Origin of the sequence: Vandammella animalimorsus, from assembly GCF_002285285.1 — a bacterium.
Lineage (GTDB): Bacteria > Pseudomonadota > Gammaproteobacteria > Burkholderiales > Burkholderiaceae_C > Lampropedia > Lampropedia animalimorsus.
The window spans coordinates 348,252-375,224 of record NZ_NSJF01000002.1 but is presented as its reverse complement, the minus strand read 5'-3'; the positions used below and the strand labels follow the sequence as shown (position 1 = coordinate 375,224).

Annotated in this window: 22 protein-coding genes, 1 tRNA gene and 1 pseudogene; 16 read left to right on the top strand and 8 right to left on the bottom strand. The window is 64.9% G+C overall.

The annotated features are described in order from the left end of the window. Positions 1–39: 39 nt before the first annotated feature. Positions 40–1,722, bottom strand: a complete 1,683-nt coding sequence (locus CK620_RS05065; RefSeq protein WP_095549603.1) for a 2-isopropylmalate synthase — start codon at positions 1,720–1,722, stop codon at positions 40–42. A 125-nt stretch (positions 1,723–1,847) separates the two neighbouring features. On the opposite strand from CK620_RS05065, the gene CK620_RS05060 reads away from it, so the two are divergent. Both CK620_RS05060 and CK620_RS05055 read left to right on the top strand, forming a co-directional pair. After that, a complete protein-coding gene (locus CK620_RS05060; RefSeq protein ID WP_095549373.1) occupies positions 1,848–2,687 on the top strand; it encodes an AraC family transcriptional regulator in 840 nt (279 codons plus the stop codon). Between the two features lie 119 nt (positions 2,688–2,806). Continuing rightward, the gene (locus CK620_RS05055) at positions 2,807–3,415 is read left to right on the top strand and encodes a hypothetical protein (RefSeq protein ID WP_143325937.1); all 609 of its coding nucleotides are present in this window, start codon (positions 2,807–2,809) and stop codon (positions 3,413–3,415) included. Between the two features lie 63 nt (positions 3,416–3,478). On the opposite strand, the gene CK620_RS05050 is transcribed toward CK620_RS05055, so the two are convergent. Then, complete coding sequence (locus CK620_RS05050; RefSeq protein WP_095549602.1) at positions 3,479–3,775, bottom strand: addiction module antidote protein; 297 nt, start codon at positions 3,773–3,775, stop codon at positions 3,479–3,481. A 2-nt stretch (positions 3,776–3,777) separates the two neighbouring features. Beyond that, a complete protein-coding gene (locus CK620_RS05045) occupies positions 3,778–4,074 on the bottom strand; it encodes a type II toxin-antitoxin system RelE/ParE family toxin (protein WP_179290576.1) in 297 nt (98 codons plus the stop codon). 73 nt (positions 4,075–4,147) lie between these two features. Here CK620_RS05045 and selA point away from each other — a divergent pair, with 73 nt between their 5' ends. Further along, the gene (gene selA / locus CK620_RS05040; protein WP_095549370.1) at positions 4,148–5,578 is read left to right on the top strand and encodes an L-seryl-tRNA(Sec) selenium transferase; all 1,431 of its coding nucleotides are present in this window, start codon (positions 4,148–4,150) and stop codon (positions 5,576–5,578) included. Between the two features lie 88 nt (positions 5,579–5,666). Here selA and CK620_RS05035 read toward each other — a convergent pair whose 3' ends face one another. Then, the gene (locus CK620_RS05035) at positions 5,667–6,467 is read right to left on the bottom strand and encodes a DUF6683 family protein (RefSeq protein ID WP_095549369.1); all 801 of its coding nucleotides are present in this window, start codon (positions 6,465–6,467) and stop codon (positions 5,667–5,669) included. A 244-nt stretch (positions 6,468–6,711) separates the two neighbouring features. Between CK620_RS05035 and selB the strand changes: the two genes are divergently transcribed. From selB to CK620_RS05005, 6 genes are all read left to right on the top strand, one after another. After that, positions 6,712–8,667 (top strand): selenocysteine-specific translation elongation factor, encoded by a 1,956-nt coding sequence (gene selB / locus CK620_RS05030; protein WP_095549368.1) that lies wholly within the window; start codon positions 6,712–6,714, stop codon positions 8,665–8,667. 123 nt (positions 8,668–8,790) lie between these two features. Beyond that, positions 8,791–9,840, top strand: a complete 1,050-nt coding sequence (locus tag CK620_RS05025; RefSeq protein WP_095549367.1) for a YeiH family protein — start codon at positions 8,791–8,793, stop codon at positions 9,838–9,840. A 247-nt stretch (positions 9,841–10,087) separates the two neighbouring features. Beyond that, positions 10,088–11,800: an IPTL-CTERM sorting domain-containing protein gene (locus CK620_RS05020; RefSeq protein ID WP_095549366.1), complete on the top strand. Its 1,713-nt coding sequence runs from the start codon at positions 10,088–10,090 to the stop codon at positions 11,798–11,800. 100 nt (positions 11,801–11,900) lie between these two features. Next, positions 11,901–11,996: transfer RNA gene (locus CK620_RS05015), tRNA-Sec, on the top strand. A gap of 117 nt (positions 11,997–12,113) precedes the next feature. Continuing rightward, positions 12,114–13,193 (top strand): selenide, water dikinase SelD, encoded by a 1,080-nt coding sequence (gene selD / locus CK620_RS05010; protein ID WP_095549365.1) that lies wholly within the window; start codon positions 12,114–12,116, stop codon positions 13,191–13,193. A gap of 52 nt (positions 13,194–13,245) precedes the next feature. After that, positions 13,246–13,881: a YbhB/YbcL family Raf kinase inhibitor-like protein gene (locus CK620_RS05005; RefSeq protein ID WP_095549364.1), complete on the top strand. Its 636-nt coding sequence runs from the start codon at positions 13,246–13,248 to the stop codon at positions 13,879–13,881. A gap of 123 nt (positions 13,882–14,004) precedes the next feature. Here CK620_RS05005 and CK620_RS05000 read toward each other — a convergent pair whose 3' ends face one another. The 4 genes from CK620_RS05000 to CK620_RS04985 all read right to left on the bottom strand — a co-directional run bounded on the left by CK620_RS05000 (position 14,005) and on the right by CK620_RS04985 (position 19,474). Continuing rightward, positions 14,005–14,799, bottom strand: a complete 795-nt coding sequence (locus CK620_RS05000; protein WP_095541741.1) for a MetQ/NlpA family ABC transporter substrate-binding protein — start codon at positions 14,797–14,799, stop codon at positions 14,005–14,007. Positions 14,800–15,041: 242 nt separating this feature from the next. Further along, complete coding sequence (gene mutY, locus CK620_RS04995) at positions 15,042–16,178, bottom strand: A/G-specific adenine glycosylase (protein ID WP_095549601.1); 1,137 nt, start codon at positions 16,176–16,178, stop codon at positions 15,042–15,044. Between the two features lie 65 nt (positions 16,179–16,243). Next, the gene (locus CK620_RS04990; protein ID WP_095541740.1) at positions 16,244–18,229 is read right to left on the bottom strand and encodes a dynamin family protein; all 1,986 of its coding nucleotides are present in this window, start codon (positions 18,227–18,229) and stop codon (positions 16,244–16,246) included. A gap of 201 nt (positions 18,230–18,430) precedes the next feature. Then, a complete protein-coding gene (locus CK620_RS04985; protein ID WP_095549600.1) occupies positions 18,431–19,474 on the bottom strand; it encodes an AraC family transcriptional regulator in 1,044 nt (347 codons plus the stop codon). A 188-nt stretch (positions 19,475–19,662) separates the two neighbouring features. Between CK620_RS04985 and CK620_RS04980 the strand changes: the two genes are divergently transcribed. The 7 genes and pseudogenes from CK620_RS04980 to CK620_RS04955 all read left to right on the top strand — a co-directional run bounded on the left by CK620_RS04980 (position 19,663) and on the right by CK620_RS04955 (position 26,917). Next, positions 19,663–21,357 (top strand): AMP-binding protein, encoded by a 1,695-nt coding sequence (locus tag CK620_RS04980; RefSeq protein ID WP_095549362.1) that lies wholly within the window; start codon positions 19,663–19,665, stop codon positions 21,355–21,357. Positions 21,358–21,431: 74 nt separating this feature from the next. Then, positions 21,432–23,054: a carboxyl transferase domain-containing protein gene (locus CK620_RS04975; RefSeq protein ID WP_095549361.1), complete on the top strand. Its 1,623-nt coding sequence runs from the start codon at positions 21,432–21,434 to the stop codon at positions 23,052–23,054. A gap of 118 nt (positions 23,055–23,172) precedes the next feature. Beyond that, positions 23,173–24,351 (top strand): P-loop NTPase family protein, encoded by a 1,179-nt coding sequence (locus CK620_RS04970; protein ID WP_095549360.1) that lies wholly within the window; start codon positions 23,173–23,175, stop codon positions 24,349–24,351. A gap of 251 nt (positions 24,352–24,602) precedes the next feature. Beyond that, complete coding sequence (locus CK620_RS13770; RefSeq protein ID WP_143325935.1) at positions 24,603–24,794, top strand: hypothetical protein; 192 nt, start codon at positions 24,603–24,605, stop codon at positions 24,792–24,794. Positions 24,795–24,925: 131 nt separating this feature from the next. Further along, positions 24,926–25,348: pseudogene (locus tag CK620_RS14275) on the top strand (carboxyl transferase domain-containing protein); the annotation flags it as partial. 50 nt (positions 25,349–25,398) lie between these two features. Further along, a complete protein-coding gene (locus CK620_RS04960; RefSeq protein ID WP_095549359.1) occupies positions 25,399–26,205 on the top strand; it encodes an enoyl-CoA hydratase/isomerase family protein in 807 nt (268 codons plus the stop codon). A 46-nt stretch (positions 26,206–26,251) separates the two neighbouring features. Next, positions 26,252–26,917, top strand: coding sequence for a hypothetical protein (locus tag CK620_RS04955; RefSeq protein WP_095549358.1), 666 nt, complete (start codon positions 26,252–26,254; stop codon positions 26,915–26,917). Positions 26,918–26,973: the final 56 nt, after the last annotated feature.

The window sequence follows — 26,973 nt, the reverse complement described above, 5'->3', positions numbered from 1 at the left end:
GCGCGATTGTGCCATGCCTGTGGCAATCGTAAAAAATCGTCAACTGCCGCGCGATACCGCATCTCCCACGCTGCCCAGGCCGCCCCAGCGCGCCGCGGCGCTCAGCACCGCACGCACGGCGGCCGTGGCGGTGTTGGCATGCAAGGCTGCGCCAAAGCGCGTGCCGGGCTGGCCGGGCCAAGCAGCCTCGATGACGGCCAGCGACTGGGCTTGGGCGCCGTGGCCCAGGCTTTTTTGCTCGAAGCTGTCGATGCGCAGCGGCAGGCCCAGCGCGGCCACGGCGGCCTCCACCGGGCCGCTGCCCACGCCGCGCCGGGTTTGCGGCTGGCCATCCACCCCTTGCAGGCGCAGCTCGATGCCTTGTTGGCCGCCTTCGGCGTCAAACAGGCGATGGCCGAGATAGCCGCCATCGGCGCTCAGATAAGTCTGCGCAAACAATTGCCACAGTTGCGCGCTGGAGAGTTCGGTTTCGCTGGCATCGGCCGCCTGCTGCACGATGGCGCTGAATTCCACCTGCATGCGCCGCGGCATGCGCACGCCATGATCGCGTTGCAGCAAAAATGCGATGCCGCCTTTGCCCGATTGGCTGTTGACGCGCACGATGCTGTCGTAGGTGCGGCCCAGGTCTTGCGGGTCGATGGGCAGGTAGGGCACGCGCCAGGGCGCATCGGGGCGCTGGGCGGCAAAGCCTTTGGCGATGGCGTCCTGGTGCGAGCCGGAAAAGGCGGTGAAGACCAGATCGCCCACGTAAGGGTGGCGCGGGTGGATGGGCAGGGCCGTGCATTGCTCGGCGATGCGGGCCACGGCAGCGATGTCGGAAAAATCCAGCCCGGGTGCGATGCCCTGGGTGTAGAGGTTGAGCGCCAGCGTGACCAGATCGACGTTGCCGCTGCGCTCGCCATTGCCGAACAAACAACCCTCCACGCACTGTGCGCCCGCCAGCAGGGCCAGCTCCGCACAGGCCACGCCGGTGCCGCGATCGTTGTGCGGGTGCACGGACAGCGTGATGTGCTCGCGCCGCTCCAGGCGGCGGTGCATCCATTCGATCTGATCGGCAAAGACGTTGGGCGTGCTCACTTCCACCGTGGTGGGCAGGTTGACGATCATGGGCCGCGCCGCGCTGGCACCCCAGGCGCGGATGGCGGCGTTGCACACGGCCAGGGAGACGTCCAGCTCGGCCATGCAAAAAGTCTCGGGCGAGTATTGCAGCACCCATTGCGTGTGCGGCTGCTGCTCGCTCAGGCGGCGCAGCAAGGCGATGTGGCGCTCGACCAGCGCGATGATGTGCGGCACATCCATGCCGAACACGACTTCGCGCCACACGGGGGCGATGGCGTTGTACAAATGCACGATGACGCGGCGCGCGCCCTGCACGCTGCGCACGGTCTGCTCGATCAAATCCTCGCGCAACTGGCACATCACCATGGGCGTGACGTCCTCTGGGATCAGGCCCTGCTCCACCAGATGCCGCACGATCTCGAAATCGGTTTGCGAGGCGGCGGGAAAGCCGATTTCAATCTCCTTGAAGCCAATGCGCACCAGCTCGTGAAACAGTTGCAGTTTGCGCTGGCGGTTCATCGGCTCGAACAGGGCCTGGTTGCCATCGCGCAAATCGGTGGACAGCCAGACGGGGGCCTGCGTCAGCGTGCGCGAGGGCCATTGGCGCTCGGGCAAATCAATCGGGGCAAAGGCAGGGTATTTGGCGGCGGGGCGGGTCAGCATGGGCATATGGCGTGCAGTGGTCTGTTCATGAAGAGCAGGCACTGTAGGCAGGCGCCATCTGGCCATCTACAGAAAAACAGACAGATTCTTTTGCAAAATGGACATCCATCTTGATCCATTGAGCCATGGGATACACCGCCCCTACCCCTGAGCGCGCCGCGCATGCGCTCAATCTGCACCTGCACGAGCACAGCCCGCTGCCCGCCACCTGCGTAGCCGTGCGCTACCCCGCCGGCCACAGCGTGCCCGAGCACCAGCACGCCTGCGGGCATGTGCTGTATGCCGCTGAAGGGGTGCTGCGGGTGCAGACCCCCGCTGGGCACTGGCTGGTGCCGCCCACGGCCGCCGTCTGGCTGCGCCCGGGCGTGCCCCATCGCCTGCATACCCCTGTGGCCGTGCGCGCCTATGGCGTCTTCATTCACCCCGCGCATGGGCCAGCCCTGCCCGCGCACGACGGCGTGCTGCACGCCTCAGCCCTGCTGCGCGAGCTCATTGCCGCCCTGGCCCTGGTCGATCCAGCCCAGCCGCCCACGCCGCGCGCGCAGTTGCTGGGCCAATTGCTGGTGACGGAGCTCAGCGCCGGGCCTGATGGCCACGCGGCCACGCCCAGCCAGCCCCTTCATCGCCCATTTCACCTGCCATGGCCCGCCGATGCCAGGCTGGCGCGCGTTTGCGCGCAATTGCTGGCGCAGCCCGGCGACACCCGCGAGGCCGCCGTCTGGGCCGCGCAATCGGCCATGAGCGCCAAGACCTTCCAGCGGCGCTTTCTCCAGCACACCGGCCTGGGCTTTGGCCAATGGCGCCAGCAAATGCGCCTGCTGCACTCGCTGCCCCTGCTGCTGGGCGGCGCCCCCATCACCCAGGCCGCGCTGCAATCGGGCTATGGCAGCCCCAGCGCCTACACCGTGGCCTTCGGCAAACACTTTGGCTGCACGCCATCGGAGTTCATCGCTGGCAAACGGTGAATGCGCGCCGCGGCAAAAGGGCAAACCTCCACCCCAAAAGCCTTATGCTGCGCCCTTGCCTGCCCGTTCGCGTCGCGATTTTGCGCAGGCCCCAAGAAACCCGAGATCAGGAGGACGCCATGCCCAACAACACCATGCACACCGCCCTGCTGCTGACCGCCATGGCCTTGAGCCTGCCTGCGCTGGCCGATGCCCCAGCCAGCGCGGCGGCATGCCCGCCCGCGCGGGACATTGGCTTTTACGGCCTGCGCCTGGGCGCAACGCTGGCGGACATCCAGAAAACCATTCCCCAGGCCAGGCGCAATGGCAATGGCAACGGCAGCGCCATCGTCATCCCGGCCGACATGGCCATCGACAAGGCCATGCCCGGCGTGGCCCGCATCGGCTACATCCAGCTCGATCAAGATGGCAAGGTCATCGGCTTTGACGGCCAGGGCCAGCTGCCCGGCGGCATCTCCTACAGCCACAGCACGCCACTGGCCGAAATGGTCGCCAGCTTCAGCCGCCAGCAGGGCCTGCCCGCCACGGCCTGGAAAACCCGGCCGCTGATGAGCCAGGAGGAAATGCAATCCCTGGGCTACGACCCCGCCAGCGCCGAGGCCGAGCTGGTCTGCGCGGGCTACCGCATCACCCTCTCGCAGGATTTCGCCAGTGGCCGCCAGGCCCTGGGGCCTGGCTTGATGGTGCAGGCCGAAAAACAGGCTGCCCAGGAACGCAATCCGTCTTGATGCGATCGGCAAAGCCCAAATCAGACCGGGCCCCGTACTCCCGTCAAGCGCAAGCCATCTCCTTCAAGGCTGCACTGGCACGGCCACCAGCCGCACACCCAGCGCCGCCATGACGCGCTGAATGGTCTCGAAACGCGGCTGTGCATCGGCTCGCAGTGCTTTGTACAGCGCCTCCCGGCTGACTCCGGCATCTCCAGCGACCTTGCTCATGCCGCGCGCACGCGCCACATCCCCCAAGGCTGCGGCCAAAAGCGCCGGGTTGCCCTCTTCCAAAACGGCCGTGAGGTATTGGGCGATGGCTTCCCCACTGTCCAGATGCTCGGCCACATCAAAGGTTTTCAAGTCTGTAATCTTGACCACTTTCAATCCTCCAACTGCGCCGCAAGCGCCTTGGCGGCAGCGATATCCGCGGCCTGCGTACGCTTGCTGCCACCACCCAGCATGACCACGACCACCGGGCCGCGCTGAATGCAGTACATCCGCCAGCCTGGGCCAAAATGCTCACGCAATTCGCTAATCCCTTCGCCCACAGGCCGGGCATCGCCCCACAAGCCCAGTGACAGTTTGCGCAAGCGTGCAAGCAACCGGGCTCGCGTCATGGCATCTGTGATGCCAGCCAGCCAATCGATGAACTCTTGCGTTTGCTTGATCGTGAACACGCATGAATTGTAATCGATCGGATACACCCAAGACCACATCACATTCCCAGTCAAGCACTCCCCAAACTCTGCCATGCCCGCCCACACCCCGCCCGAATTGCGCCTGCCCGCGCTGGACAAGCTGCTGGCCGCGCCGCCCATGCAGGCGTTGATCGCCACCTGGGGCACGGCCGCCTGTACCGAGGCGGCGCGCGCCTGTCTCGATGCCTTGCGTCCGGCCATGCGCGCCGGGCAACTGGCCGCAGCGCAAATCACGCCCGACGCCCTGGCCGCGCAGGCCCGGCAGCATTTGCAGGCCCGTTTCGCGCCGCGCCTGCAGGCTGTTTTCAACCTCACGGGCACGGTGCTGCACACCAACCTGGGCCGCGCCCTGTTGCCCGATGAGGCCGTGCAGGCCGTGGTGCGCGCGCTGACCGCGCCGGCCAATCTGGAATACGACATCGCCAGCGGCGGCCGGGGCGACCGCGACGACTTGATCGCCCCGCTGCTGTGCGAGCTGACCGGGGCCGAGGCCGCCACCGTCGTCAACAACAACGCCGCCGCCGTGCTGCTGACGCTGCATGCGCTGGCCGCGCGCCGGGAGGTCATCGTCTCGCGCGGGGAGCTGGTGGAAATCGGCGGGGCCTTTCGCATCCCCGACATCATGTCCCGCGCGGGTGCGAAGCTGGTGGAGGTGGGCACCACCAACCGCACCCACGCACACGATTACGCCAACGCCATCGGCCCTCGCACCGCCTTGCTGATGAAGGTGCACACCAGCAACTACGCCGTGCAGGGCTTTACCAAGGCCGTGGGCGAGGCCGAAGCCGCCGCCATCGCCCGCCAGCACGGCCTGCCCCTGGCCGTGGACCTGGGCAGCGGCACGCTGGTGGACATGGCGCAATGGGGCCTGCCGCCCGAGCCGACGGTGCGCCAGACCATCGCCGCCGGGGCCGACGTCGTCACCTTCAGCGGCGACAAACTGCTGGGCGGCCCGCAGGCCGGGCTGATCGTGGGCCGAAAGGACTTGATCGCCAAGATCAAGAAAAACCCGCTCAAGCGCGCGCTGCGCGTGGGCAAGCTCACCCTGGCCGCGCTGGAGCCGGTGCTGCAGCTCTACCGCATGCCCGACTTGCTGCCCCAGCGCCTGACCACGCTGCGCCTGCTCACCCGCAGCCAGGCCGAAATCGCCCGCCAGGCCCAGGCGCTGCAACCGCTGCTGCAAGCCGCGCTGGGCGATGCCTGGGCCGTGCAGGCCGAGCCGGTGTTCAGCCAGATCGGCAGCGGCGCCCTGCCCGTGGACACCCTACCCAGCTACGCCCTGGCCGTGCGCCCAGCCGCGAAAAAAGGCCGTGGCCGCCAACTGCTGCGCCTGGAAGCGGCGCTGCGCCAACTGCCCCACCCCGTCATCGGCCGCATCGCCCAGGATGCGCTGTGGCTGGACTTGCGCTGCCTCTCCGCACAGGAAGAAGCCGCATTCACCGCCCAGCTCGCCACCTTGGCGCAGATAATTTCTGGAAAATAAATCCCAAATAAAAAATGCCATTGACTGGCATTTTTTATTTGATGGATTCAGAAACGAAACGCACGCACTGCACGAAAAAACCGAGCCATCAATGCAGGGCCAGGCCGTTTTTACCAATGGTCATTTTTTCCGGATCAACGCCCAAGCTTTTCAAATTGCTGCGCGCCTGGTTAGCTGCCGCTTGCAGCGCGGCAGGATCCTGGCCTGCTTCTTCCTGAATGACGATTTGCATCAGGGCAAGCCAGAGCAGGTTTTCGGCAAGGCGTTGCTTATCGGCATCGCTCATGGAGAGCATGTTCTTGTCCTTGCTCATCACCGTTTCAAGCTGATTGACCAGATTGCCGGTTTCCACGCCCATGTCTTGCGCCTTGCGAATGGTGCCATAGTTGATGACCAGCCAGAACGCCATGGCCTGGGCCACGCTGTCTTTGCTGCCACCTTTTTTGCGCAGGGTTTCTCGGATGGTGGGGATGAAATTCCAGCTTTGCATGCGGCGGATCTTGGCTTCGGCTGCCGCATCCAGAGTGCCGGTTTTCTTGGCATGGTCCAGCAAGTTGGCAATGAAGGCTTCTTCGGTTTGCTGGCTGACACTTTGCGAATATTGGTATTGATAGGCTTTCGGGTTTTTCTTGCCCTGCTCTTTGGCGCCAGACTTTTTGCTTCTTCTGCCAGAGCTGTTGCCGAAAACGCGGTTGTGGTTGTTAAACGTGTTTTGCAGCTGCAGGCGGCTGTTGACATCGTAGGTGAGAAAGTCAGAGCTGTAGCCGCCCCAGCTCGGGGTACTCCAATCAATATCGGCACGAGTATCTTGTGCAAGGCAAAGGGCAAACGCGCTGGCAGTGGCAAGAATGAGGGCCTTGCTGCGGCGGGCAAAAAAGATTGTGCTCATGTTTCTCCTCTTTGTGGTTGGATGAATCTGCGTCAATCGCGGCAGCGCGATGCAAAAAGAAAACGCGCATGGCAGATTGACAATTTGGCAAGAAACCGGGCAGTGCAAAATACGCACCATCGGTAATCTGCCTTGAAACGCCGGTTTTTTACCATGAGTCACGGCAAATTCCTCACGAGCACCGCATTCCCACGCAGCAGGCATTTGGCCTGACGCACCCACTCTTTCGCATTAAGTCTCCACCATGATCATCGGCACCGCAGGCCACATCGACCACGGCAAGACCGCGCTGGTGCGCGCCCTCACCGGCGTGGACACCGACCGGCTGCCGGAGGAAAAAGCGCGCGGCATCTCCATCGAGCTGAGCTACGCCTATCTGCCCGTACCCGGCGCGCAGCAGGTGCTGGGCTTCATCGACGTGCCCGGGCATGAGAAATTCGTCCACACCATGGCCGCCGGGGCCGTGGGCATTGACCATGCGCTGCTGGTCATCGCCGCCGACGACGGCCCCATGCCGCAAACGCGCGAGCATCTGGCCATCCTCGAGCTGCTGGGCGTGCGCCAGGGCTGCGTGGCGCTGAACAAGGCCGATCGCGCCTCGCCCGCGCAGCTGGCCGCCGTGCAGGCCGAGGTCGCCGCGCTGCTGCAGGGCACGCCGCTGGCGGGCGCGCCCGTCTTTGCCACCAACGCGCTGGATGCGGCGGACGCCGGGCGGGCTGCGCTGCGCGCGCATTTGCTGGATGCCGCGCAGCGCTTCCCCGCCCGGCCCAGCCAGGGGCTGTTCCGCCTGGCGGTGGATCGCAGTTTCACCCTGCCGGGGCAGGGCACCATCGTCACCGGCACCGTGTTTGGCGGCAGCGTGCGCGTGGGCGATGTGCTGCGCCACAGCCCCAGCGGCCAGAGCGTGCGCGTGCGCAGCATCCACGCCCAGAACCAGCCGGCCCAGGCCGGGCACAGCGGCCAGCGCGTGGCCCTCAATCTGGCGGGCATCGAGCGCACGGCCATTGCCCGGGGCGACTGGATGGCCCAGCCGCAGGCGCTGCAAGCCACGCGCCGGCTGGACGTGCAATTGCGCGTGCTGGCCAGCCAGGCCCAGCCCATCAACCCATCGGGCCAGGCTGAAGCCAGCGCCGCCAAGCCCATCGGCCCCTGGGCCAGCGTGCACCTGCACTTGGGCACGGCCCATCGCACAGCCCACGTCGTGCCGCTGGAGGGCTCGCACATCGCCTGCGGCCAGCAGGCGCGCGCCCAGCTCGTGCTGGATGAGGAAGTCTTCGTCACCGCAGGCGACCGCTTCATCCTGCGCAATGCCCAGGCCAGCCAGACCATTGCGGGCGGCCAGGTGCTCGACCCCAACGCCCCCGAGCGCAAGCGCCGCAGCCCCGAGCGCATGGCCTATCTGGATGCCGTGCAGACCGCCATCGACACCGGCGACATCGCCCCCCTCATCGGGCAAGCTCCCTGGGGCATGGGCCGCGCGCAACTGGCGCGCCTGCTGGGGCAACCCGCCCGCAGCCTGCCCGCGCCGCCGGGCTGCATCGCCCTGGGCGCGGATGAGGCCGAACAACTGCTGCTGACCCCGCAGCACTGGGCCGCCCTGCAGGCCAAGGTGTGCGAGGCGCTGGCGCGCTTTCACGAACGCACGCCCGACGAGCCGGGCGTGAACGCCGCCCGGCTGCGCCGCATGGCCCTGCCCAACCTGCCGCCCGCTGCGCTGCAAAGCCCGGATACGCTGTGGCGTGGCCTGCTCGCCGCCCTGCTGGAGCAAGGCCAGCTCGCGCAGACCGGCCCCTGGCTGCACCTGCCCAGCCACTGTGTGCAACTGAGCGCGCAGGAGGAGCAGCGCGCCGCCCGGCTGCTGCCCGCCATCGCCGCAGGGCGTTTTGATCCGCCCTGGGTGCGCGATCTGGCCCAGGCCCACCAGCTGCCCGAGGAGGAAGTGCGCCAACTGCTGCGCAAGCTGGCGCGCCAGGGGCGGCTGCACCAGGTCGTCAAGGATTTGTTCTACAGCCCCGAAGCCATCGACGCCCTGCTGGCCATCGTTGCCGAGCTGGCCCGCCAAAGCCCGCAGCAGGCCGTGCAGGCGCGCCACTTCCGCGACGCCACCGCCCTGGGCCGCAAGCGCGCCATCCAGGTGCTGGAATACTTCGACCGCAGCGGCCACACCCGCCGCATCCGCGATGCGCACGTGCTGCGCTGATGCAGCATCGCTCCATCAAAGGCACACCCAAAGGCACATATTGGGCTGCGCTGTGCGGCACTGAAGCCCGCAACAAGCATCGGCCCGGTTTTCAGCCGTTGGCCGCGCCATAAAATTTGCCGCATGTCAAACACCCCCGCAGCGCCCACAGCGCCTTTTCACACGTTTGCCCACTCCCTTCGCGCCCTGCTGCCCGGCCTGACCGTGGCCGTGGTGGTGGCGCTGGCCGCCACCTTCGTAGCCGAGCATTACGGCGGCCCCAAGTTTTTGTATGCGCTCTTGATTGGCATTTCGCTGCATTTCCTCTCCGAGCATGGCCGCTGCCAGGCGGGCATCGAGTTCGCGGCCAAGAAGCTGGTGCGCTTTGGCGTGGCGCTGCTGGGCGCGCGCATTGCCCTGGCCGACGTGAGCGCGCTGGGCGGCTGGGGCGTGGCGGCGCTGGCGGGCGCGGTGGTGCTGACCATCGGCTTTGGCTTGCTCATGGCGCGGCTGCTGGCGCAGCCCACGGTGTTCGGCCTGATCTCCGGCGGGGCCACGGGCATTTGCGGCATTTCGGCAGCCATGGCCATCTCGGCCACGCTGCCGCAAACCGAGGACAACGAGCGCTACACGCTGATGACGGCCATTGGCGTGGCGGCGCTGTCCACCGTGGTGATGGTGCTTTACCCGCTGCTGGTGCAATGGGCGGGCTGGCCGGTGCCGCTGGCGGGGCTGTTTCTGGGCGGCTCCATCCACGACGTGGCGCAGGTGGTGGGCGCGGGCAACATCGTCTCGCCCGAGGTGGCGCAGGCGGCCACGCTGGCCAAGATGATGCGCGTGGCCATGCTGGTGCCGGTGGTGCTGGTGTTGGCGCTCATCTTCCGCGATGAAGTGGCAGCCTTTGCCCGCGCCGGGGGCAAGCAGGCCAGCCGCCCGCCGCTGCTGCCGCTGTTTTTGCTGGTGTTCGTGGCGCTGGTGGTGGTCAACAGCCTGGGCTGGATTCCCGCGCCCGTGCAGGCGGCGGCGGGCGGCGCCTCGCAATGGGCACTGGTGATTTCCATCGCAGCGCTGGGGGTGAAAACCTCGTTCCAGAAAATCCTGGCGCTGGGCTGGCGGCCGGTGGCGTTGCTGGTGAGCGAGACGCTGTTCGTGGCGCTGTTCATGCTGGCGGTTGTGGCGCTGCTGGCGCGTTGAGGGCCTGCCCCATACTCGGCCAGACATGTCGGAAGGAACGGTCCCAAGCCACAGCGTTAGCGGCATGGCAAGGCCCTGAAAACGCCACAGACCGTCAACAATCCACACTCTTTCCTCTCCCGCAGACTTTGAGCCAGCTCCAAGAGGTGTTACGCTCGGCGCTGGGGCTTGTCATTGAGTTCTTCGTGAGCCTGCGGCCAGCGCCACACCCCCTTTAACAACAACTCCAAACCCGTCAGAGAGAGCCATGCCAACCAACCATTACCCTCGTCCAGCCTACACGGTTCGCCTGCTGGCGACGCTGGGCGCCTTCTCTGGCCTGTGCGCCAGCACAGCCGCCTGGGCCATTACCCCTCCGGGCACGCCCCCCACTTTCTACTGCGATGCCAATCGCCCAGCCGATGCAGACACCGTAGAGGGCCAGTTCAACACCCGCACCGCCGACGGCAGCCCAGATGCAGCCGACCGAGGCAACCAGCCGCGCTGGGAATACGGCAGCCGAGTGGACGTAGGCACAGGCAGAGGCACCCCGCCCACGCCGGATGCGCTGCCCGACCAGACCTGGAAATTCTTTACCGGTCATGAGCTGGATCGCTACCTTACGCCAGGCACTCAAGCTCCGTACAACACCTACCCTGGCATTGCCGTAGGCCATTACCCAGCCATTGGCACACCCCAGCTTGCACAGTATGGTGTGCACTATTTTCGCTACCGCTTCAAGCTCGACGGCTCGGTAGACCCTGCCAGCTACGCCATCACCATCCCCGCAGGGGTGTTCGCGCCAGGGCAGCCTCATCTGCGCGTGGACGACTACATTCAAGGCGTTTACGTCAACGGCGCCAAGGTGGCTGTTGCACCGACGCTGCCTCAAGTCCTGGGCGGGGCCGCTATGCCCAACCAATGGAAGGCTGGGGAGAATGAGTTGGTGCTGGCCATCCAGAACACCAGCGTTGGCGGCGCCGTATGGCTGAGCCTGCAAAAAGTGGAGCAATCCGCCTGTAATGTTCTGCCGCCCGATACCACGCTCACCCCTCCAGCGTCCGTAACCGCTGATCAGTTGCCCTCCTTCAGCGGCTCGACCAGCAACGCTACCCCTGGCACAACCGTGACTGTGGTCATCAAGCGCCCTGACGGCACCATCGTCGAGACATTGACCACCACCACCGATGCCAGCGGCAATTACACCGTCACCGCCACCAACAAACTGCCCGCTGGCACTTACACCATCGAAGCCAACGTCGATGGCGATACCTCGCCAGCCACCCAGCCGCTGACAGTGACCGCCGCAGCCACCCCAGACACCACGCTGAACCCGCCAGCGAGCGTGACGACCGACGAGCTGCCCTCCTTCAGCGGCTCGACCAGCAACGCCGCTCCTGGCGCAACCGTGACCGTGGCCATCAAGCGCCCTGACGGCTCCATCGTCGAGACATTGACCACCACCATCGATGCCAGCGGCAATTACACCGTCACCGCCACGGACAAACTGCCCGCCGACACTTACTCCATCGAAGCCAATGTCGATGGTGATGCCTCGCCAGCCACCCAGCCGCTGACAGTGACCGCCGCAGCCACCCCAGACACCACGCTGCCCCCCCCGGCTGCGGTGTCACCTGATGAGCTGCCGACCTTCAGCGGCTCGACCAGCAATGCAGCCCCTGGCACAACCGTGACCGTGGTCATCAAGCGCCCTGACGGCACCATCGTCGAGACACTGACCACCACCACCGATGGCAGCGGCAATTACACCGTCACCGCCACCAACAAGCTGCCCGCTGGCACTTACACCATCGAGGCCAGCGTCGCTGGCGACACCACTCCGGCTACGGCTTCGCTCGTGGTGCGTTCTGCACCGCTGATCAACGACGCCGTGCCCGTGCCCACCCTGGGGCATGGAGCGCTGGGATTGCTCAGCGTGCTGTTGATGGGCGTGGCTGCTTGGCGCCGCAAGCGCTTCTGAGCGAGCGCGCCCTATCATCGCTCAGGGCCGCACATACAGCTGGGCCTTGAGCTGTGCATTTCCGGCCTGCAGGCTTTGCAACCTGCAGGCCGTATGTTCTGGAAGGCATACGCACCCGGTGGTGCGCCCGGGCTTCAAACCCGGTAGGGGGTGTCAGACGCTCCCTGGTAGGTTCGACTCCTGCTGCTTTCCGCCACCCATGCGCGTGCTGTCGCTTCTGCGCGGCACAGTCTGGCCCGACCTTCTCCCTTGTTGGCCGGGCTGTTTTTTTGCCTGCGCTGTGTCGGCAGCGCGCTTTTGAACCGTCTCTGCCATGAATTCATCTGCCTCTTCCCCCGCCACGCCGCCGCGGCTGACCTCGCTCTCGCACGGCGGGGGCTGCGGTTGCAAGATTGCCCCGGGCGTGCTCAGCGACTTGCTGGCGCGCAGCCGCCTGCCGCTGCCGCAGCAATTTCCGCAGCTGTTGGTGGGCACCGAGACGGCCGACGATGCTGCGGTCTATCAGATCAACGAGCGCCAGGCCATCGTCGCCACGACGGATTTCTTCATGCCCATCGTCGATGACCCTTACGACTTCGGCCGCATCGCCGCAACGAATGCGCTGTCGGACATCTACGCCATGGGCGCCACGCCGCTGTTTGCGCTGGCCATCGTCGGCATGCCCATCCAGGTGCTGCCGCATGAGACCATCGCCCGCATCCTCGAAGGCGGCGAGGCCGTGTGCCGCGATGCCGGCATTGCACTGGCCGGCGGCCATTCGATCGACTCGGTCGAGCCCATCTACGGGCTGGTGGGCATTGGCATCGTCGATCCGGCCCAGCTCAAGCGCAATGCCAGTGCGCAGGCCGGCGACGTGCTGATCCTGGGCAAGCCGCTGGGGGTGGGCGTGTTCTCGGCGGCACTGAAGAAGGGCCAGCTCGATGAGCAAGGCTATGCCCGGATGCTGGACAGTACCACGCAACTCAACCGCCCTGGCACGGCACTGGCCGCGCTGCAGGGCGTGCACGCCATGACGGACGTGACGGGCTTTGGCCTGCTGGGCCATGCGCTGGAGCTGGCGCGCGGCGCAGGCTTGCAGGCCCAGCTGCAATGCGCGCAGCTGCCGCTGCTGCCGGGCGTGCGCGAGTTGGCAGCGCAGGGCATCGTCACTGGCGCCTCGGCGCGCAACTGGCAGTCCTACGGCGACAACGTGCAATTGCCCGCGGGCTGCGACGAGGCCACGCGCGCGTTGCTGACCGACCCGCAGACCTCCGGCGGCCTACTGGTAGCTTGTGCACCCGAAGCCGCTGACCAGGTGTTGCGCCTGTTCACCCAGGCCGGCTTTGCCCAGGCCAGCGTCATCGGCCGCATGGCCGCGCTGCCGCCCGGGCAAGCGCCAGTGTGCGTGCAATGAAGCGGCGCCTACAATCGACCGCTGCCATTGACGACACACAGGAGGAATCTGCATGAAGCTCATCAGCCACAGCTTTCAGGATGGCCAGGCCATCCCCGGCGAATTTGCCTTCGGCGTGCCCGACGCCAAGGCCCATGTGGCCTTGGCGGCCAACCGCAATCCGCACCTGGCCTGGAGTGAGGCGCCGGCGGGCACGCAATCCTTCGTGCTGATCTGCCACGACCCAGACGTGCCCAGCCGTGGCGACGACGTGAACCAGGAAGGCCGCACCGTGCCGGTCGATCTGCCGCGCGTGGATTTCTTTCACTGGCTGCTGCTGGACATCCCCGCCACGACCACGGAAATCGCCGCTGGCGCGCACTCGGACGGGGTCACTCCGCGCGGCAAGAGCGGCCCCGAGGCGCCGGGCGGCATGCGCCACGGCATCAACGACTACACCGGCTGGTTTGCCGGCGACGCGCAGATGCAAGGTGATTACTACGGCTACGACGGCCCTTGCCCGCCATGGAACGACGCGCTGCGGCACCGCTACGTTTTCACGATTTATGCGCTGGCACAGCCGCAACTGCAGGTCGACGGCCCACTGACGGGCGCCAATGTGCGCGCCGCGCTGCAGCGCGCACAGGTGCTGGGCCAGGCCAGCATCACAGGGCTGTACACGCTCAACCCTGCTGTCTCGCTGGGTTGAGACGCCACTCTGAAAATCGATTGAACCGCACAAAAAGCCGCGCCGATCGCATGCACGATCGGCGCGGCTTTTGTTTGTATCGGGCGCAGGCGCTCAAGACCTGCTCACGATCCCAGCGTCTGCTCAGAACGCCGGCACGATGGCGCCTTTGTACTTGGTGTTGATGAACTCGCGCACTTCCTCGGTGCGCAGTGCATCAGTGAGTTTTTGCAGCGCGGCATCGTCTGCGCGGTCGGCGTGGGTGACGACGATGTTCACGTAGGGCGAGTCCGCACCTTCAATGAGCAGCGCATCCTTGGCCGGCACCAGCTTGGCCTCCAGCGCGTAGTTGGTGTTGATCAGCGCCAGGTCCACATCGTCCAGTGCGCGCGGCAGGATGGCCGCCTCCAGCTCGCGGAACTGCAGCTTCTTGGGGTTTTCGGCAATGTCGGCCACCGTCGAGGTGATGTTGGCGTTGTCCTTGAGCTTGATCACGCCGTGCTTGTCCAGCAGCAGCAGCGCACGGCCGGAGTTGGTCGGGTCATTGGGGATGGCGACGATGGCGCCTTCCTTGAGCTCGCCAATGGCCTTGATCTTCTTCGAGTAGGCGCCAAAAGGCTCGATGTGGACGCCGCCCTTGGGCAGCTGCACCAGCTGGGTCTTGCGGTCCTTGTTAAAGCTCTCCAGGTAAGGCAGGTGCTGGAAGAAGTTGGCGTCCAATTGCTTTTCCTGCGTGGCGGTGTTGGGCAGCACGTAGTCGGTGAACTCCTTGACCTCCAGCTCGATGCCCTGCTCCTTCAACTTGGGAGCGACGAAGTTCAGCAGCTCGGCATGGGGAACAGGCGTAGCGCCCACCACCAGTTTGGTCTGGGCCTGGGCATGCAGGGCCGCAAAGGACAGGGCCGCAGCGGCCACCAGGGGAAGGAGTTTTTTCATCATGAAGATTCCTTGCAAAACGGTTCTTGGGAAAGAGATGAGATGGAGATGAGGTGAGGTGCGCCCGACCAGCCATGCCAGCGCCGACGCAAGTGGCTTTAATGCCTGAGGGCCTGCCGGGGTTGACCTGCCTGGCGAGCGCCAAGGCCGCGAACAGCGCAGATTCTAGAAGCGCGCGCGCAGCACCCTTACGAATATTCTTTTCTTTGGATATGCCTGCCAGCCATATGGCCATATGACCAAGTTCAGAGCCAGCCTTGGCGCAGCCAGCCCAGCAAGGCAGCGGGCACAGCCCATTGCCCGGCCAGGATGTGCTCTACCGGCACCCATTGCAATGGATTGGGTGCATGGGCTTGCTCCATTCCAGACGACGGCAACAGCGCATCAGCATCAGCAGGCAATTGCAGCACCGCCGGGCGCAACGTCAAATCGCGGTGCGTGAGCACGTGGCGAAATTCCGCCTGCCATTTCAGCGGCAGCCCCGCCCAGCCGCAGGCGATCTGAAAGCGCTCCAGCTGCTCCCGCTCCTCAAAGCAGGGAAAGCAGTACAACTGCGCCCAGATGGAGCCGGAGGCGCTGCGCGCCGGGCGCTTTTCCAGCAGCACGCGGCCCTGTGCATCGCGCACCACCAGCCACAGCCAGGTCAGTGCGCGGCGCTGCAGCTTGCGGGTCTTGACCGGGTAATGCAGCACGCGCTGCTGCAGGCGCGCACGGCAGTCGGCCGCCAAGGGGCAGGCGCCGCAGTCGGGCTTGCGCGGGGTGCAAACCATGGCGCCCAAGTCCATCAGACCCTGGGTGTAGGCAGGCATGGCGCGCTGCAGGTCTTGCCGGGGCAGCAGTTCATGCGCCTGCTGCCACAGGCTGCGCACGGCTGCCGTGCTGGCCAGGTCGCCATCGAAGGCCAGCCAGCGCGCCATGACGCGCTGCACGTTGGCATCGAGGATGGATTCGCGCGCACCAAAGCAAAAGGCGACGATGGCATGGGCCGTGGAGCGGCCAATGCCCGGCAGGCTGGCCAGTTGCTGCGGATCGCGCGGGAACTGACCGCCCCATTGCTCCACCACCTGCTGCGCGGCGCGATGCAGGTTGCGCGCACGGCTGTAATAGCCCAGGCCGCTCCAGAGTTGCAGCACCTGGTCCTGGCTGGCCTGGGCCAGTTGCTGCACGCTGGGGAAAGCCTGCAAAAAACGTGGGTAGTAGCGCAGCACGGTTTGCACCTGGGTTTGCTGCAACATGATTTCCGACAGCCAGACGCGGTAAGGGTCGCGCGTGCCCTGCCAGGGCAGGCCGTGGCGGCCGGCACGCCGCTGCCAGGCGATCAGGCGCTCACTGAATGGGGTGAGGGTTTGGGCTGGGGCGGCAAAGGCCTGCTCCTGCTGCATGGCAGTGGGCAGCCTGGCCGGCTCGGCGTCGGCCAATTCGACCGCCACCGATTCGGGCGCTGTCATCAAGCGCTGGCCGCAGCCGTGGCGCTGCTGCCCAAATCCATGCTGCGGGTGATGGAGTGCAGCGACAGCTCCAGCCGCTCGGCGCGATCGTGCAGCTGCAAGGCCACCTCCTTGAGGGCCGCTGTGTCGTCCTGTAGCTCCTGCAGGCGCTCGGTCAAATCCAGGTCAGCCTGCTCGATGCGCTCGGCCGTTTCACTGCGGTTGATAAAGCTGTGGCGTCGCTCCTTGAGCTGCACGTCCAACTGCGCCGTCGACGCCTTGTTCCACAGCTCCAGCTCGTTGGAGGCCGCTTCGAACACCGAGCGCAGCCGCATCGAGATGGCCGAGACCAAGCGCTCGCTGAACTCGGTCGAGGAGAGCTTGAGCACGTTGGTGATCGAGAAGTGGTGCTTGTTACCCTCGGCGATCTTTTCCAAATCCAAGGCGAACTGGCGCAGGTCCACCTCCTCGGGCGGCTGCAGCGCAAAGCCAAATTCCGTGTTCAGGCTGTTGTAGGAGTCAACCAGCACGCGCTGCATCTGGTTAGCGATTTCCTGGCTGCTCTCCAGCACCTCGCGCAGGTTGGAGAAAGTCTCCATGAAGCGCTTTTGAAAGCCCAGCGTCAGCATCTTGCCCTGTAGCTCGCCAGCCAGCGTGTTGAGTTCGCCCTTGATGGTTTTGGCGCTGAGCTGGTTGAATGCCTGATTGAGCAGTTTGTTCTGCGCAGCGCGCAGACCCAGGATCTTGTTGACGCTGCTGTCAAACTCCTTGCGCTCACGCGCAATGCGCATGCGGATGCTGCGCCGCGCGCTGCTGTTCTTGCCTTGTAGGCTGGTCAGCTCCTGAATTTGCTCGGTCAGATCGCGCAGGCGCACGTGCAGCAGCTGGCGCGCCTCGGCACGGATCTCTGTCAGGCCGCGCATCAGCGCACGGTTGAGGATCAGATGGCGCTGGCCCAGCAGCGTATCGACCAGCACCCATTCCAGGCGACGAATGGCGCTGTCGCGCAGCAGCTTGTCGTCCTTGTTGATCTTGGCCACCAAGGCTTTTTGCGCCGAAACGGCCAGCACGTGGCTGGTGGGCACGCCCAGCGTTTCCGCCACGCTTTGGCGCTGGCGCTTGATTTGCTCCTCCTGTTCCTGCTTGCTGGTGAGCTCATCCCACAGCACGTCGATCTTGTTGAGTACCACCAGACGCAGGCCAACCGAATCCACGTGACGTGCCAGGTGCTCTTGCCAGATCTGGCGATCCGAGCGCGTCACGCCGGTTTCCGCGCCCAGGATGAAGAGCACGGCCTGGGCCTGCGGCAGCAGGCTGACAGTCAGCTCGGGCTCGGCGCCGATGGCGTTCAGGCCCGGCGTGTCCAGGATCACCATGCCCTTCTTCAGCAGCGGGTGGGGGAAGTTGATCAGCGCGTGGCGCCACTTGGGCACCTCAAGAATCCCCGAGGCATTGACCGGCGGGTTGTCCTCCTCGTTCTCGTCGGACCAGAAGCCCAGGCGGCGCGCCTCTTCCTGATCGACCTGGGTGGTCTCTGTGACTTTCTCCAGCGCCTGAGCCACGCTGTCGCCCGAGTGCGGGTCAAAGGGCACATTCAGCCACGACGAGGGCTTGAGCTTCCAGTCCGCCAGGCTGGCGCTGAGCTTGCGCGTCTCAATGGGCAGCAGGCGCACGCCAGGCGGGTGGGCGTCGTCCCAGGTCAACTCGGTCGGGCACATAGTGGTGCGCCCAGCGCTGGCGGGCATGATGCGCCGCCCGTAGCTGGAGAAGAACAGCGCGTTGATCATCTCCGACTTGCCGCGCGAGTATTCGGCCACGAAGGCCACCGTGATCTTGTCGTTGGCCGCCTGGCTTTGCAGCCGCGCCAGGCGCTCCATGGTGGCGTTGTTGCGCAGCCCCTTGCTCTCTAACCAGTCCGAGAATTCCCGCAGCTCGCTGGAGAACTCGGCGCGCCATTGGCCGTACTGATCGAATCGCTGGTTGAAAGTTTGGCTGTCGACGCTCACGGTATGCTCTTTTTTTGTATGGAATGAATCAAGGGAAGGTCTGCAAAGCCTCAGCCAGCCAAGCAAGGCCAAGAGCCATGCGCCCCTGCGCCAGGGCCACATGGCCGCAGCATCGAAAACGCCCGGCATTGTCGCACTCATCGCCGCCTGGGCAAACCGCTCAGCGGCGCCCTTGCGGCCGGCCGGCCAGAAAACGCCGCTTCAGCGCTCTTGATGGCGGCGGTAGGCATTGGGTGAAACCCCCAGCCAACGCGTGAACGCACGAGTAAAGCTCTTGGCATTGTCAAAGCCCACCAGCGCAGCCACCTTCTTGACCGGATAGTCGGTGCGCGCCAACAGCTGCATGGCGCGCTCGCGGCGCACCTCGTCCTTGATGGCCTGCAAGCTGGTGCCGTCGTCCTGCAAAAAACGGTGCAGGCTGCGCACCGAAACATGCAATTGGCGTGCCAGGCTCTGGGCGGTGTGGGCGCTGCCATCGGCATGGCTGAGCAGCTGGCGCACGCGCTGCTGCACCAGCCGGTCGCGCCGGTAGGGCTTGACCACCACCAGCAGCGCGCGCTGCAGCATCTGGTTGAGCGCGGCCTCGCCACGGCGCAGCGGCATGTCCAGATAGCTGGCATCGAAACCAATGCTGGCGCAGGCCGCGCCATAGACGATCGGCCCTGGAAACATGCGCGCCAACTCGGCAGCATAGGGCGGTGCGGCAAAGGGCAGCTGCACGCCCGTCAGGGGGATTTGCGAATCAAGCAGCCAGCAAGAAAAGCCATGGATATTGCGCAGCAGCGTCAGCAAGCCCAGGCGGCGCTGCGGCAGCGGCGCCTGCAGCAGCTCGTGCACGGAGATCGTCGCCTGCTTGCGCTGCACGTCCAGCTGCAACTGCACGTCGCGCGTGAGCAGGCCGTGATGGCGGCACCAGCGCAGCAGCGCCACGCGCAGGTTAGGCGCCGAGATCGAGGCCCGTGCCAGCAAGCCATAGCTGCCCCAACGCAATGGCTGCGACAGCCAGCCCAGCGCCTCATCGTCAAGCTCGCGCATGGCATAGCTGGACAAACGCTCCATCTGCAAGGCAGTGATGCAGCCGCCAGGATCGCGCAGCTCCAATGGCGTGATTTGTGCATGCTCCAGCGCCGCCTGCGGATCCTTGCCGTAGCGCCCATAGGCCTGCAGGATCACCAGCACAAAATCCAGGGGCGTGGCCTTGGCGGGCTGCTGTATTGGGGTTTTCCTGGATGGGCCAGGCGCCATGGGCGCGGCGGCAGCGGCCATGGCTGGTGCATTGGCGGGCTTTTTCATCGGCAGGCGCAGCTTCACAGAACTGGGCGCATTCTGGCACTTTTTGTGCCCCAGTCCAAACACCAGGCCAGCCCTTGCCACAGTAAGATGCCGCGCGCGCCCCGGATTGGGCCCCATCACACAACAAGAGGAGACACAGCATGGACAGCTATGCTCAAGGTAACGCCGCGCCTGCCCTGATCGAGCAAACGATTGGCGATTTCTTCGACGCCATGGCGCTGCAGCACCCCGGGCGCGAAGCGCTGGTCAGCCGCCACCAGGGGCAGCGTTACACCTACCGCGAGCTGCAGGCCAAAGTCAACCAATTCGCCAGCGCTTTGCTGCGCACAGGCCTTCAGCCAGGCGATCGCATCGGCATTTGGTCGCACAACAATGTGGAATGGGTGCTGATGCAACTGGCCACGGCCAAAGTGGGCTTGGTGCTGGTTAACATCAACCCAGCCTATCGCACGGCCGAGGCCGAATACGCGCTCAACAAGGTTGGCTGCAAGGCCCTGGTGGCCATGCCCAGCTTCAAAACGAGCGACTACCTGGGCATGTTGCGTGAATTGGCCCCTGAGCTGGAGCAATGCGAGCCTGGGAAACTGGCCGCCCGCCGCCTGCCCTTTTTGCGTCGCGTGGTTTGGATCGACGTGCCCGGCCAGGGCCAGGAGCAGCCAGGCATGCAGCGCTTTTCCGAGCTGCTGGCCACTGGCGATGCCAATGATCCTCAGGTTGCACAGGTGCAGGCCGGCCTGAGGAACACCGACCCGATCAACATCCAGTTCACCAGCGGCACCACGGGCTTTCCCAAGGGGGCCACGCTGACGCACCGCAACATCCTCAACAACGGCTTTTTCATTGGCGAGTGCATGAAGCTCACGCCAGAAGACCGGCTGTGCATCCCCGTGCCGCTGTACCACTGCTTTGGCATGGTGCTGGGCAATCTGGCCTGCATCACGCACGGCAGCGCCATCGTCTATCCCAACGACGGCTTTGACGCCCTGACGGTGCTGGAGACCGTGCAGGCCGAAAAATGCACCGGCCTGCATGGCGTGCCCACCATGTTCATCGCCGAGCTGGACCACCCGCGCTTTGCCGAGTTCGATCTCTCCAGCCTGCGCACCGGCATCATGGCTGGCACGGCCTGCCCCATTGAAGTCATGCGCCGCGTGGTCGATCAAATGCACCTGTCGGAAATCACCATCGCCTACGGCATGACGGAAACCAGCCCGGTGAGCTGCCAGAGCGACACGGCCACGCCGCTGGAGCGCCGCGTCACCACCGTCGGCCAGGTACAGCCGCATCTGGAGATCAAGATCGTCGATCCCGCCACCGGCGAGACCGTGCCGCGCGGCCAGTCGGGCGAGTTCTGCACGCGCGGCTACTCCGTGATGCACGGCTACTGGGGCGATGAGGAGAAAACCCGCGAAGCCATCGACGCCGAGGGCTGGATGCACACGGGCGATTTGGCCACCATGGATGAGCAGGGCTACGTCAACATCGTCGGCCGCATCAAGGACATGGTGATCCGCGGCGGCGAGAACATCTACCCGCGCGAGATCGAGGAATTTCTCTACCGCCACCCCAAGGTGCAGGACGTGCAGGTCGTGGGCGTGCCCGACGAAAAATACGGCGAGGAGTTGTGCGCCTGGATCATCGCCAAGCCCGGCGCGCTGGTGACGGAGGACGACATCCGCGAATTCTGCAAGGGCCAAATCGCGCACTACAAGGTGCCGCGCTACATCCGCTTCGTCGATGCCTTCCCGATGACGGTGACGGGCAAGATCCAGAAATTCGCCATCCGCGACGAGATGAAGAAACTGCTGGGCCTGAGCGAAGCCAAGACCGCCTGAAAACCCCGTTCAGAACGCCCCCGCAACACCCCCAACACCAGGCCCCGGCAAGGGGCCAGCACACAAGAACCCCTATGGCCATCCTCACTTCCAAGATCAATCCCCGCTCCGCCGACTTCCAAGCCAGCGCCGATGCCATGCGTGCCCTGGTGGACGATTTGAACCAGCAGTTCGAGCGCATCGAGCAAGGCGGCGGCCAGGCCGCGCGCGACAAGCACCAATCGCGCGGCAAGCTGCTGCCGCGCGACCGCGTGCAGGCCCTGCTCGACCCCGGCTCGCCCTTTCTCGAAGTCGCGCCGCTGGCCGCGCTGAACATGTACAAGGACAAAGACGGCAAGGACGCTGCGCCCTGCGCCGGCGTGATCTGCGGCATCGGCCGCATCAACGGCGTGGAATGCATGGTGGTGTGCAACGACGCCACCGTCAAAGGCGGCACCTACTACCCCATGACGGTGAAAAAACACCTGCGCGCGCAGGAAATCGCCATGCAAAACCGCCTGCCCTGCGTGTATCTGGTGGATTCGGGCGGCGCCAACCTGCCCAATCAAGACGACGTCTTCCCCGACCGCGATCACTTCGGCCGCATCTTCTACAACCAGGCCAACATGAGCGCGCAGGGCATTGCGCAAATCGCCGTCGTCATGGGCAGTTGTACCGCCGGCGGAGCCTACGTGCCCGCCATGAGCGATGAAACCATCATCGTCAAAAACCAGGGCACCATCTTCCTGGGTGGCCCGCCGCTGGTCAAAGCCGCCACGGGCGAAGTCGTCAGCGCCGAGGATCTGGGCGGCGGCGACGTGCACACACGCCTCTCGGGCGTGGCCGACTATCTGGCGCAAAACGACATGCACGCCCTGGCCCTGGCGCGCGAAAAGGTCAAGAACCTGCAATGGAGCAAGGCCCCCTGCCCGGCCGACGCCCAGCCCAAGCCCCCGCGCTTTGCCGCCGAGGAGCTCTACGGCATCATCCCCACCGACACGCGCAAGCCCTTTGACGTGCGCGAGATCATCGCCCGCATCGTGGACGACAGCGAGCTGGACGAATTCAAGGCCCGCTTCGGCACCACGCTGGTCTGCGGCTTTGCCCGCATCGAGGGCATGATGGTGGGCATCATCGCCAACAACGGCATCCTGTTTTCCGAATCCGCGCAGAAAGGCGCGCACTTCATCGAGCTGTGCTGCCAGCGCAAGATCCCACTGGTGTTCCTGCAGAACATCACCGGCTTCATGGTCGGGCGCAAGTACGAAAACGAAGGCATTGCCCGCCACGGCGCCAAGATGGTCACGGCCGTGGCCACGGCCAACGTACCCAAGTTCACCATCATCATTGGCGGCAGCTTTGGCGCCGGCAACTACGGCATGTGCGGCCGCGCCTACTCGCCGCGCTTCCTGTGGATGTGGCCCAACGCCCGCATCAGCGTCATGGGCGGCGAGCAGGCCGCCAGCGTGCTGGCCACCGTCAAGCGCGACGGCATTGAGGCCAAGGGCGGCCAGTGGAGCGCCGAGGAGGAGGAAGCCTTCAAGGCCCCCATCCGCCAGCAGTACGAGGAGCAAGGCCACCCCTACTACGCCAGCGCCCGCCTGTGGGACGACGGCGTGATCGACCCCATCGACACCCGCCGCGTACTGGCCCTGGGCCTGTCGGCCGCACGCAATGCGCCGGTGGAAGACGTCAAGTTTGGCGTGTTCCGCATGTGATGGGAGGTTCAGCGTGGGGGCGACTTCTCGCTGAACGCCCAACGCTGAACCCATGATTTACCCAAAATTACCAAAACAGCAATAATTACCTGAAACCAATAACTCAAGGTAATTCGCCATGCTCTTCCCCCGCCCTGACTACGCCAAGGCGCTGGCCGATCAATTGCTCAGCCCCTCGGGGCTGCACACCGGCGTGCGCTCGGGTGTGTTTTTGTCCAACATCCGGCGCGTTGGCAAAAGCACCTTCTTGCGCAACGAGTTGGTGCCAGAGCTGCGCCAGCGCGGCGCCATCGTCATCTATGTGGATTTGTGGGCCGACGTGAACCGCGCCCCCCTTGATTTGGTGCTGGAGGCGGTGCGCAAAGAGCTGCACGCGCTGCAAACGCCTGGGGCAGACATGCTCAAGCGCCTCAAAGGCATGGGGCTGGGCGCAGCGGGCCTGTCTTTGAGCTTTCAACTCGACACGCTGGGCCGCCAAGGCGGCGCCACCCTGGCGCAGGCCATGCACGAGCTGGTGCATCAGGCCCGGACCGATGTGGTGCTGATCGTGGACGAAGTGCAGCAGGCCGCAGGCGCGGCGGGCAATGCCCTGATGGCTGCCCTCAAAGCCGCGCGCGATGAAGTCAATGGCAACCCCGAGGCACCCGGGCATTTCCTGTTTATCGGCACCGGCTCGCACCGCTCACTGATGAACGACATGGCCACCAAGCCCTCACACCCGTTCAAGGGCGCGGTGACCGCGACCTTCGAGCCGCTGCCGCAAGCCTACGTGCAGTGGAAGCTCAACCAGCTGGCCGCCGATGGCGTGCGCCTGCCCTCGCCCGAGGCCGCCTGGCGCGGCTTTCAAACCCTGGGCCATCGCCCGGAAGAGTTCGAGCGTGCGCTGGGCCAATTTCAGGCCGCGCCACAAGGCAGCGATGCCGAGTTTGACCTCATCTGCGCCACCCTGGCCTCGACCGCAGCCGACATTGAATTTGCCCGCGCCGGCGAGATTGGTGGCGAGCTGGCCGAGCTGGTTTTTGCCCGCATTGCCAACGGGCCGGAAGACGGCACGCGCGAGCTCTACGGCCAGGCCGCACTGGCCGACTACGCCGCTGCCCTGGGGCTGCCGGTGGAAGTCAAGCAAGTGCAAACCACGGTGGACGCGCTGATTGCCGCCAACCTGATTGCCCGCATCGGCCACGGCCGCTTCATCATCTCCGACCCCTACGTGCGCAGCATCTGGCGCCAGCGCAATGCCATCACGCAGGCGCTGCGAGCGGGCCAGCCGATACCCGTGCAAAGGGGCGGGCTGTGACTGCTATCTACCCAAGCCTCAAGCAAAAATTGCAAGAGCGAATGGAAATTTATTTGCAAGGAATTTTATGAGAAAGAATTGTTTATTAATTTTATCTTCATTGGCGCTTATATCTTGCGGGACGCAAGATAAACATGATCAATATTGGGTTCAACAGAATGAAGAAGGCCCCTCTGACAATCACTCGCACCTGGCGATAAAGAACCAACAAAGCAACGCCTATATTGGTATCCTAAAAAAAACACAATGAATTGGAATATTTAATTGTAGACAGCGGATTACCCACCCCTTCGACAACCGTGGGGATTCAATACAAAGACAACAAGGAAATTGGCCACATAAAAATTAGCGAGCGCACTGAAATTGATGGAAACCCTCTCAAGAAAAGCATTGCAATAAGAAAAATTGATGGCAAGTGGATGTTAAAAGAATCAACAGATTAATTTTTACGCAAGGCAACTCCCGGCCAGACCCCGTATTGACGATCAATTCCACTCATGGCCGAATGCGGCAATGTTTTGCCATTATGAATTTGCTCCATAATTTTCCCGTCCCCGCCCTCAATAGCGCTGCCCGCACCTGCAGCCCGCGCTTTCTGTGGATGCGGCCCAACGCCCGCATCAGCGTCATGGGCGGTGAGCGCGCCGCCAGTGCGCTGGCCAACGTCAAGCACGACGGCATCGCAGCCAAGAGCGGCCAACGGAGCGCCGAGGAAGAAGAAGCCTTCAAAGCCCCCATCCGCCAGCAATACGAAGAGCGCCAACGCGCCGCACGCCGCTTGCTGACCTGTGCCGCGCTGTGCACGCCTGACCAGATCACCGCGCTGCAGAGCTGCATCAAAAAAGTGGCTGAATACCGCTACGCCAAAGAACAAGACCGCCCTCTTCCCAAAGGGGTGAACTTCAAAGCCACACAGGACTTTTTTCAACCAACTGCCAACCACCATCACGCAAAAGCACTTCAACTTCGCTTTGGAGCCAGCCACCCAAGATGGTGAATCCCAAAACGCCTGAACGCCCGCATCCAATAACCATCTTCCAACCCGCCATGACCCAAGCCATCCGCATCGCCACCACCGGTCACGTTGCCACCGTCACCCTCTCGCGCCCGGACGTGCGCAACGCTTTCAATGACGAAGTGATTGCCCAGCTCACCCAGGCCTTCACCCAGTTGGGCGCAGCGCCCGAGGTGCGCGCCATCGTGCTGGCCGCTGAAGGCAAGGCCTTTTGCGCCGGGGCCGATCTGAACTGGATGCGCCGCATGGCCGATTACACGCGCCAGGAGAATCTGGCCGACGCAGGCAAGCTGGCCGAGATGCTGCGCGTGATCTACACCTGCCCCAAGCCCACCATTGCCCGCGTGCAGGGCGACGTGTACGCCGGCGGCATGGGCCTGGTGGCCGCCTGCGACATGGCCGTGGCCGTGCAGGCCGCAGGCTTTTGCCTCAGCGAAGTCAAGCTGGGCCTGATCCCGGCCACCATCGGCCCCTACGTCATCCGCGCCATGGGGCCGCGCGCCTCGCACCGCTACTTCCTCACCGCCGAGCGCTTCAGCGCGCAGGAGGCGCTGCGCATCGGCTTCGTGCACGAGGTCGTGCCCGACGAAGCTGCGCTGGATGCCAAACTGGCCGAGCTGCTGGGCGCGCTCACCAGCGCCAGCCCCAATGCCGTCAAGGAATGCAAGCAGCTGCTGCAGGACGTGGCCGAGCGCGACATCAACGCCGCGCTGATCGCGCAGACCGTGCAAGGCATTGCCGACATCCGCGCCAGTGACGAGGGCAAGGAGGGCGTGCAATCCTTTCTGCAAAAGCGCAAGCCCGCATGGCTGGAGGCTCAGGCAGAAAAAACGGCCTGACCTCCTCGGCCCTGTTCAAAATTAGCGATTGTTTTTGAAGCAAACAATGTCCCTGGAACGCCTGACCGATGCCTTGCTGCAGCGCCTGCATGATGCGGGCGCGCAGCTGGCGCTTGCCGCCGTGCGCGCCGTGGGCGCTGTAAGCGGAGCGGCCAGCGGCGCAGGGCAAGCGGTGTTCAGGCCAACCATGGCCGCACTCATGGCACTCGGCACTGTGCTGGCCGTGGCCGGATGTGAGTGGCCCGGCCCGTCATCGGGCAGCTTCGGCCCTGGCACGCCGCCGTCCACGCGCGATCGGGGTGAGCTGCTGCGCACGGTGCAGCACGGCCCCTTCAGCGTTGAGATTCGCCGCTACATCGCCGGCCGCGCAAGCCAGGGGACAGCGTTTTGCGACTACTGGATCAGCCACCGGGGCCAGCCCGTGCAGCTGGACACGCTCTACGAGCGCCAAAACAGCTACAACAACTGCCAGGCGCTGCAACTGCTGCCCGGGCCGGGGCTGCTCATCATGGGGGAGGAAAGGCCAGGGGAGAAAATCCCTTATGTGGTCACCGAAACCGCCCAGGGCGCCGTGCAGGTGCAGGCCCGCGACCGGCCCTGGGCGGACTGCAAGCTCAGCTGGGCGGAGATCAGCCACGGCTGGCAGGTGGTGGGCGGCCAGGTCAAAGTGTGCGGCCAGTTCATGGCCGTGCTGCCCATGCCCACGTCCTGACCGCGCCAGCCAGGCACCGCTTTCATCCATCCGCCGCAAACCGCTACCGGGAATGT

Bases quoted from the DNA above. Each gene is read 5' to 3' on its own strand.
- CK620_RS05065 (WP_095549603.1), bottom strand. From the start codon at position 1,722: ATGCTGACCCGCCCCGCCGCCAAATACCCTGCCTTTGCCCCGATTGAT.
- CK620_RS05060 (WP_095549373.1), top strand. From the start codon at position 1,848: ATGGGATACACCGCCCCTACCCCTGAGCGCGCCGCGCATGCGCTCAAT.
- CK620_RS05055 (WP_143325937.1), top strand. From the start codon at position 2,807: ATGCCCAACAACACCATGCACACCGCCCTGCTGCTGACCGCCATGGCC.
- selA (WP_095549370.1), top strand. From the start codon at position 4,148: ATGCCCGCCCACACCCCGCCCGAATTGCGCCTGCCCGCGCTGGACAAG.
- CK620_RS05035 (WP_095549369.1), bottom strand. From the start codon at position 6,467: ATGAGCACAATCTTTTTTGCCCGCCGCAGCAAGGCCCTCATTCTTGCC.
- selB (WP_095549368.1), top strand. From the start codon at position 6,712: ATGATCATCGGCACCGCAGGCCACATCGACCACGGCAAGACCGCGCTG.
- CK620_RS05025 (WP_095549367.1), top strand. From the start codon at position 8,791: ATGTCAAACACCCCCGCAGCGCCCACAGCGCCTTTTCACACGTTTGCC.
- CK620_RS05020 (WP_095549366.1), top strand. From the start codon at position 10,088: ATGCCAACCAACCATTACCCTCGTCCAGCCTACACGGTTCGCCTGCTG.
- selD (WP_095549365.1), top strand. From the start codon at position 12,114: ATGAATTCATCTGCCTCTTCCCCCGCCACGCCGCCGCGGCTGACCTCG.
- CK620_RS05005 (WP_095549364.1), top strand. From the start codon at position 13,246: ATGAAGCTCATCAGCCACAGCTTTCAGGATGGCCAGGCCATCCCCGGC.
- CK620_RS05000 (WP_095541741.1), bottom strand. From the start codon at position 14,799: ATGATGAAAAAACTCCTTCCCCTGGTGGCCGCTGCGGCCCTGTCCTTT.
- mutY (WP_095549601.1), bottom strand. From the start codon at position 16,178: ATGCAGCAGGAGCAGGCCTTTGCCGCCCCAGCCCAAACCCTCACCCCA.
- CK620_RS04985 (WP_095549600.1), bottom strand. From the start codon at position 19,474: ATGGCGCCTGGCCCATCCAGGAAAACCCCAATACAGCAGCCCGCCAAG.
- CK620_RS04980 (WP_095549362.1), top strand. From the start codon at position 19,663: ATGGACAGCTATGCTCAAGGTAACGCCGCGCCTGCCCTGATCGAGCAA.
- CK620_RS04975 (WP_095549361.1), top strand. From the start codon at position 21,432: ATGGCCATCCTCACTTCCAAGATCAATCCCCGCTCCGCCGACTTCCAA.
- CK620_RS04970 (WP_095549360.1), top strand. From the start codon at position 23,173: ATGCTCTTCCCCCGCCCTGACTACGCCAAGGCGCTGGCCGATCAATTG.
- CK620_RS04960 (WP_095549359.1), top strand. From the start codon at position 25,399: ATGACCCAAGCCATCCGCATCGCCACCACCGGTCACGTTGCCACCGTC.
- CK620_RS04955 (WP_095549358.1), top strand. From the start codon at position 26,252: ATGTCCCTGGAACGCCTGACCGATGCCTTGCTGCAGCGCCTGCATGAT.